Genomic DNA, 7,598 nt, shown 5'->3' with positions numbered 1-7,598 from the left:
GGGATCCACCTCGCCCACATAGGTGTTGAGACCAATGGCCGTGGCAACTAGAGCCCCATCCACTTCCACCCGTCGGTACTGGGCGATGGCCTCTGCCAGGGGCACATCCACCACGCGCCGATTTTGCCAGGCCACCATGCGGTCGTACTTGCCCTGAGCAATCAAGTCCACAGCCGCCACCCCAAAAGCTGCCCCCAGCAGGCGATCCAGAGGAGAAGGAGTGCCCCCCCGCTGCAGATGGCCCAAAACCATCACCCGCGTCTCGATACCGGTGCGCAGCGCAATCTCGTTGCCTATGTAATAGCCAATGCCGCCGTAGAGAGACTGCCCCAGGCTATTGGTGTAGGTCACCGGTTCTCCGGACTCAGTGCGAACGGCCTCCGCCACCACCACAATGCTGAAATTGTTGCCCCGCTCTTTGCGGTCGAGGATCCTTTTGCAGACATTTTCCAGCTTGTAGGGGATCTCCGGGATCAGGATTACGTGGGCCCCCCCGGCAATGCCAGCACTGAGGGCGATGTGACCGGCATCCCGACCCATCACCTCCATGACCATGACGCGGCTGTGGCTGATGGCGGTGTAGGTGAGCTGATCCAAAGCCTGCACGGCCACACTCAACGCCGTGTTGAACCCCACGGAATACTCGGTGGCACCGACATCGTTGTCGATGGTCTTAGGGATCCCGACGAAGTTCCAATCCCCCTGCAAGGCTAGCTGCCGGAGAATGGCCAGGCTGCCATCTCCCCCCACTCCGATCAGAGCATCCAACCCCAGCCGGTGGTAACCCGTGATCACCTCTGCCGAGCGATCCACCAAGCTGCCATCCGGCATGGGATAGGCGAAGGGGTTGCCCCTGTTCACAGTACCCAGGATGGTGCCGCCATAGCGCAAAATGCCGGAAACCCGCTTCACATCCAGCAGCTCTGCTTCCACCGGTCGCGCCATCAGACCTGCGGTCGCGTTTTTGATGCCGTAAACATCCATGTCATAGTCGCGGGCCCGCCGCACCACTGCTCGGATAACGGCATTGAGGCCGCCACAATCGCCACCGCTGGTGAGGATCCCAATTCGCTTACGTTTTGGCATGGTGCTCCAGGATAACAGCTTGAACAAAGATATGGACTGCCCCGCTCCACAGTTTCAAGCCGACTAGACTTCACTCCTGCAAGCGGATGCTGTGCGGTTTGCTTACAGTGGTTCCGAGGCCCTAGCAGGCTGTGGCCATGGGGTACTTGACCAACCGCAGAGAAGGGGAGGCGACGGCTGGATTACAGGATCCCAAAGAGTATGTCCAGACCTGTGGGTCAAGATGCTGAGCAGAGTTTGCAGTTGGGGAGCGACTCCGCGGACAAGAGGAGTTGTTAAGCATCCTTCACAACAAAGAATTAAGAAATGTTGCCTTGCAAAGCTAGGTTTGGAAAGGTTTTCGCTATCTCTGAGGATAGATCTTGTAGGCAAGACTTGGGGGGAACCATCTGCCGAAAAACCAAAATTAAAATCACTTGTTAAGTAACCTTGATCAAAACCCATTCAAGCGAATGATGGTAGAGATGATGGAGATATTGAGGGAGCCGGTCTGAGTTGGGAGAAGCATGATGACGCAAACCATTGCCCAATGTGCGCTGCGGGGGGCCACAGAGTTGCTCAGCCGTTACCAGCGGGGAGAGCGTCACTTTCCCCAATCTTGTCTGGAGTACGCCTTCTTACGGGGGGTCGATCTGCGCCGGGCCGACCTGCGCGGGTCTGACTTGCATGGGGCCAACCTACGCTATGCCAACCTGCGCGGCAGCAATCTGGCCAATGCCGACTTGCGCTGTGCCGATCTGCGCTATGCCGACCTGGAGGGAGCCTGTTTGGAGGGAGCCAATTTAAGCGGAGCCCAGTACAACCACAACACCTGCTTCCCCGCCGGTTTCGATCCGGTAACAGCGGGGATGCAATTGTTCGAGTTTTAGCTTAATCGGCGGGAAGCCCCGCACTGTATGGGTGAGTTGTGTTGACTCAAGAGCACATCAGTGACGAGTCTTGGGAGGTGTTCACCCAAGCTTTCAAGCAAGGTGGGTGCTGCGTTGGAGCCGCAGAAAGCTCTCTAAAAAAGAGGGATCCCCAAGGGGGGATCCCAGGGGTATTTGCTCTGGGTCGCATTGGCTAGGGCTGCGTCCGGAAGCTCTTCACCTCCAAGACTGGCCCCACCTGGGCCACCGTCACCATATCTTCTTTGATCTGTCCCTGGATGGTGACTTCCAACCCCTCTTGTAAGAGCTCTTTGGGGGCGCGGAAGAGGGCGTAGTGCTGGCCGGAAGGGAGCGTCAGCACCCACACCCCCCCTTCGATATCCAGGAACTCGATGGTACCGCTGTATTCTTGCATCACTTCCTCAGCGCTAAACCGGTGCTGCTGGGCTGGGAATCCAAGATGGCTTGCGCTCCCAAATAGGCCAGGCCCAGGCAGAGCAAACCATTGAGGAGCAAGAAGGAGCGCCCCAACCAAGCAGAGGAGCCAAGCCATAGTACCCCCTCGTAGAACAGGGATCCGGACAGGAGCAGATGGGAGGCCATACCGATCGAGAGGCCGACGACCGCCCAACGCCAGCGCCGATGGCCCAGGAACAGCACCATCAACAGGCCGGGGATCAACACGCTGGCAAACAAGGGGTTCAAAGCATTGGTTTGGGCCAAGGCGGTGCCCAGCTCTGGCAGGGAGCTCCCCATCACCTGGAAGGGCCACCGGGGCGCACCCACAATGGCCAACCCTTGCAGGGGGAAGAGACCAGCGCTGCCCAGCAGGATCCCTCCCAGGAGGGGTACTGTTGCCAGCATGGGCTTGGGAGCCAGCCACCAGCGGATCAGCACCAGGATGATGTAGCCGCCCACCACCATCAGCAGCTTGGGCACCAGGGCAATCGGGCCACCATCAAACCAGAAGCGTGGGTTGAGGTAGCCGTTGTTGTTCAGATATTGCAGGAAGTCCTTCAGCCACAGCACTAGGGGGTTCTCCTCTTGCTGACCGGTGGCTCGGGCCAGGGCCCTAGCTGCGTCCAGACGACCGGCGCCGTAGAAGTTCTGCTTGTCGCCGGGCACCGGGGTGGCCGACATCTTCAGCACTTCTTCCACCTTATCCGGATCTTTGATGCCCTGAGCCTGGATCAGCGCTGCTACGCCGGCCACGTGGGGAGTGGCCATGCTAGTGCCTTGGAAGTAGGCAAAGACGGGCTCGTTGGGGTTGCGGCGGTTGATGGTCTGCTGCAGAATGCCGTACTCAGGGTGCTCGGGAGTCTTGGCCCCGCCGGGAGCGGCGATATCTACCCCAACCCCATAGTTGGAGTAGGGGGCTTTGCTGCCATCGGGCCCGGTAGCCGAGACGGCGATGACATGGGGGTAGCGGGCCGGGTAGCTCACCTCGCTTGAGTTTTCATTGCCGGCGGCTGCGATCACCGTCACCCCTTTGCGGTGGGCATAGGCTACGGCCTCTTCCATCAGTTGGGCAGAGGCACGGCTACCCAGGCTGAGGTTGATGATTGTGGCGCCGTGGTCAGCAGCATAGCGGATCCCTTCCACCACATCCGACAGGGATCCAAAGCCATTGGCATCCAGCACCCGCACCGGCATGATCTTGGCCTTGAAGGCGACCCCGGCCACGCCTAGGGTGTTGTTGGTGGATTGGGCGATGGTGCCCGCCACATGGGTGCCATGGCCGTTGAGGTCGGTGGGATCCTCATCGTCATCCACGAAGTCGTAGCCCTTCACAAATTCGGTTTGGGCCAGATCCGGCACCCGTGTCACCCCAGTGTCCACCACGGCTACCGTTACCCCTTCCCCTTGGGAGATGTCCCAGGCTTCCGGCATGCGGATGGCTCGCAGGTTCCATTGCTGGGGATAGAGGCGATCGTTGGGCACAAAAGCGGCCTGGAATTGGTAATTGGGGTGGGCATACTCGACCAGGGCTTCCCGCGAGAGCCGTTGGATTAGCCGCCGTGTGGCTCCTGGATGTTCCGCATTCACATCAAACAGGTAAATAGCCTCCTGGCGGGCAAAAGCGCTGTTGCTGCTGGGTCGCAGCGGCAAATTGTAGGCTTTGGCAAGAGCAGCAATCTCAGTGGGAGTGGCCGTGTTGACAAAGTTGACCACAATGCTGTCGTAGGGGGTGGATCCCTTACCGCAGGCCGTCACCAGCAGTGCCGCCAGGCCAGCGCAGCAGAGACCCAACCAGCGTCTGAAGTTCATCATGCACGCCCTCGGGATCCAAAATTGTTGCCACCAGTATGCCCTCTGGATGGGCAATTGACCAGAAAATCAGCACGCTGCGCCACGAGGCTGTTCCTGTTGTCAACTTTTTCGGGTGCCACTCAGGAAACCCAGAAAAAGGAATCCCTCTGGCCAAACGGTTTGTCCCGATGCATGATGGATCTGTAAGGACTTGAAATACTTCTTAACATCATTTCTCAGTATCTCGTCATCAAAGCCAAGAGAGGAATCAGCATGAGCATCGGATGGCAACGGATACTGCGCGTCGGGGCAAGCTTTTGCCTGGGGCTGTGGATTTGGCTAGGTGGGGGATCCCCGATCTGGGCCCAGCCTGCTTTGCCAGTGGTGGAGATGGAGTTGCCGCAGCCGCCGGTGCCGGTCTTGGATTTGGCGGATCAGTTGACCAGCAATCAGGAAGCGCAACTGGCCGAGCATCTAAACCGGTTAGAGGAAGAAACGGGCTGGAAGCTGCGGGTGCTGACCCAGTTTGACCAAACCCCAGGCCGCCAAGTGAAAGAGTACTGGGGCCTGAACGAGCGCAGCGTTTTGATGGTGGCCGATCCCAGGGGAGGCAACTTGCTGGCCTTTAACGTGGGAGACGCCGTGCGGGAGATCCTGCCGCGTACCTTTTGGATTGAGCTGCAATCTCGCTTCGGCAACCAGTTCTACGTGCGAGAGCACGGCACTCAGCGCGCCATTTTGGAAACCGTTGACGTTTTGGATCGCTGTTTTCACCAAGGGGGCTGCCGTGTGGTGCCCGGGCTGCCGCAGGAGCAGTGGATCCTAACGCTGCTCACCTCTATCTTAGGCGGGATCGTCTTCGGGTTTGCCGGCAAACCCCGCCACGCGGAGGAGCTGTTTAACTGGCGCTGGGCTTTGCTTATCTCTCCCTTGTGGTTCATTTTGTTTGGGGCCTTCGGCATCGGCCCGGTGATCACCCGCACCCAGGATTGGCTCCCGCTGGTGCGCAACATCCTGGGCTTTCTGGCAGGAGCCCTGGTGATCTATTTGGCCCCCATTGCCCGACCGGCAGCGGAGCAGCAGTAGCCGTCCTGCCCAGTTAAGGCCAAGCCCCATTCCCCTCTCCCTCTGGGAGGGGGGTAAGCCTCCGGGTCGAGAAAGAATCCTCCGCCTATTGTCCCCCGCAGCAAGCCAGAGGCTAGGGCGAGAACGCTGGGAGCTTCGACGGGAGCAACTTCCCAAGAGAGAATGCTAGAATCAATAGAGCTAGATTGCTGATGTAGCTCAGTTGGTAGAGCACTCGACTTGTAATCGAGCGGTCGTCAGTTCGAGTCTGACCATCAGCTTTGCAGGCGGCCCCCGCTATCCCAGGAGAGGAACTCAGCTTTGACTCTGGCGGTTTGGTTAAATTGACTTCAGTGGGATCCTGCCCCCTCACCCCCTCAGAGGCGGATCCCCGCGCAGGGTATCTGCCGGTTTGTTCCTTTGTGTTCTCTAGAGGTCTATGTCGGGTCTGCCAGCCGCTACAGTTCGTCGATTGCAAAAGCTGCCCCAGGTGCCCTCGGTATGGGAAGGGGATCGCCACAGCCTACCAGGCTCCCTAGCCCTGGGATCCCAGAGCTCCTCGGGTTTGGCTGAGGGGGAGTGCATTTTATGGGTAGATGGCGTTCAGGGCGTGGTGCGAGCTATGGAGGTGGTGCCTGCTGGCTCCGGCCTTGAGCCGATGGTGCGAACTTTGATCATGGCCATGGAGCGGCCCAATGCTGCCTTGCCGGCTCGTCCGCAAAAGGTCGTTGTGCGGGATCGGGAGGTACAGTTTTTCCTGCGCGGCATTTTGCACGAGCTGGACATCAAAGTGGAATGCCAGCCGGAATTGCCGCTGATCGACGAGATCCTGCAGAGTTTTGCAGAGGCCAGTGAGCAGATCCCGCCTTCGCTGCCGGAGAACTACGCGAAGCTGCTGGCCGGCAAAGCCCTCACCCTCTGGCAAGATGCCCCCTGGGACTATCTGGAGGATCACCAAATCTTGGCGATTGAGCTAAATCGCTGGGACATTGAAACCCTCTACGTCTCGGTCATGGGGCGGCTGGGAATGGAGTACGGGGTTCTTTTTTATCGCTCGCTGCACTCCCTCAAACGGTTTCGCCAGGACGCGGGCCAACCAGATACTCCCGAAGAGATGGAGGAAGCCTTCCTCAGGCAAGATTGTCTCTATCTCACCTTCCAAGCTCGCAATCTCGAACTCAACGAGCTGCCAGACCTGGACTTGGCTGATCTGGATCCCGAAGAAATCGAGCCGAACTTCGGCACCATCCACCCTCTCGAGGGCCTGCGCGTTGTTTTGCAGGAAGACGAGGCGGCGGCTTTGGCGGTGGCTTTGGAGGCCTTGCATCGTTTTTTGAAGCAGTACCACCGCAAGCTGGAAGAGGATTTCCAACCCTGTCAGGGTCGGTATCGCATTCCCAACCCACAGGCACCAGGGGAAACCCTCTCGGTGCAAGTGCGCACCCTGCCCGACTTGGCTGTAGAGCTTCTGGAGCTAGAAGGAGACGAAGAAGAGCACACCCAAACCTTGCTGCGAGATGATCTCGTGCCTGAGGGTGCGCAGCTCGGCCTGGGGGTGTTGCCCTGGACCACAGTGGAGGCGCTGCGCCGCACAGGGCAATGGCATCCTCTCCCCCAAAGTAAGCTGGTGCAAAGGGGTGAAGGGCTGCCGGTGGTGATCGTACGCACCTCCCGCTCCAAGGCAAAGCAGTTGATCGAGAATCTGCGCGGCGAAGGCGGGCCCCAGGGTGTTTGTTTTAACACAGGGGTGGATCCCTTTGCTGGCAGCCGCTACGCCTTGGAAATTGTCCAAACGGGCAACCGCGACCTGCACCTGTTCGGAGAATTTCCCGAAGACGATCCTGTTCACTCGATAGCCCGCGAACGCTGGGAACGGCGTTGCCGCGAGACGGGCGGCTATTGTGGCCTGGTGGTGGCGATGGGGATAAATTCCAACTGGCCAGAGCTGCAGGTGCGCCACATTCTGGCCCTGTTTGAGATGCAGGCGCTCAACCCGACGCGATTGGGTCTGGGGCCGATGGTGCGCATCAGCCGACAGTTGCACTTTCCCTAAGGATCTTGAAAAATCCTTGCGCGAAAAGTCCTTGGGCTAGCCCATGGCTACAAGCCAATCCAGGGATTGGAGCTTAATAGCATTGACTACAGCCTGTTTAAAGTGGGGTACAGGTTGCAAGAGGGAGGAGAGTAAAGAGATGCCAACCCATTCTTTGGATCTACGGCAAAGAGTCGTGGCAGCTTATCAGGCAGGTCAGACCTCTATCCGCCAGGTAGCTGAACGGTTCATGGTGACCAAAAGAACAGTACACCGCTGGGTGCGACAGTACCAAC

Annotated in this window: 7 protein-coding genes and 1 tRNA gene; 5 read left to right on the top strand and 3 right to left on the bottom strand. The window is 58.9% G+C overall.

The annotated features are described in order from the left end of the window. The coding region (locus NW852_RS08880) for an ATP-dependent 6-phosphofructokinase (RefSeq protein ID WP_414426658.1) at positions 1-1,086 on the bottom strand (1,086 nt) is incomplete at its 3' end. 506 nt (positions 1,087-1,592) lie between these two features. Here NW852_RS08880 and NW852_RS08875 point away from each other — a divergent pair. After that, positions 1,593-1,955, top strand: coding sequence for a pentapeptide repeat-containing protein (locus tag NW852_RS08875; protein WP_414365666.1), 363 nt, complete (start codon positions 1,593-1,595; stop codon positions 1,953-1,955). A gap of 193 nt (positions 1,956-2,148) precedes the next feature. On the opposite strand, the gene NW852_RS08870 is transcribed toward NW852_RS08875, so the two are convergent. Both NW852_RS08870 and NW852_RS08865 read right to left on the bottom strand, forming a co-directional pair. After that, a complete protein-coding gene (locus NW852_RS08870) occupies positions 2,149-2,370 on the bottom strand; it encodes a hypothetical protein (protein WP_414365665.1) in 222 nt (73 codons plus the stop codon). Continuing rightward, entirely contained in the window at positions 2,370-4,226 is a 1,857-nt protein-coding gene (locus NW852_RS08865) for a S8 family serine peptidase (RefSeq protein WP_414365664.1), read from the bottom strand. Before NW852_RS08865 ends, NW852_RS08870 begins: the two co-directional genes overlap by 1 nt. Before the next feature lie 369 nt (positions 4,227-4,595). Here NW852_RS08865 and NW852_RS08860 point away from each other — a divergent pair, with 369 nt between their 5' ends. From NW852_RS08860 to NW852_RS08845, 4 genes are all read left to right on the top strand, one after another. Beyond that, positions 4,596-5,291: a TPM domain-containing protein gene (locus tag NW852_RS08860; protein ID WP_414365677.1), complete on the top strand. Its 696-nt coding sequence runs from the start codon at positions 4,596-4,598 to the stop codon at positions 5,289-5,291. Positions 5,292-5,478: 187 nt separating this feature from the next. Next, positions 5,479-5,551: transfer RNA gene (locus NW852_RS08855), tRNA-Thr, on the top strand. Positions 5,552-5,709: 158 nt separating this feature from the next. Next, complete coding sequence (locus NW852_RS08850; RefSeq protein WP_414372366.1) at positions 5,710-7,323, top strand: DUF6930 domain-containing protein; 1,614 nt, start codon at positions 5,710-5,712, stop codon at positions 7,321-7,323. Between the two features lie 139 nt (positions 7,324-7,462). Continuing rightward, a partial coding sequence (locus tag NW852_RS08845) for a helix-turn-helix domain-containing protein (RefSeq protein ID WP_414426659.1) occupies positions 7,463-7,598 on the top strand: 136 nt, incomplete at its 3' end.

Source organism: Synechococcus sp. H60.1, assembly GCF_047462335.1.
In the GTDB taxonomy this organism is placed as follows: Bacteria; Cyanobacteriota; Cyanobacteriia; order Thermostichales; family Thermostichaceae; genus Thermostichus.
Note: the sequence above shows the minus strand (reverse complement) of the source record. Positions and strands in the feature narration are given on the sequence as shown.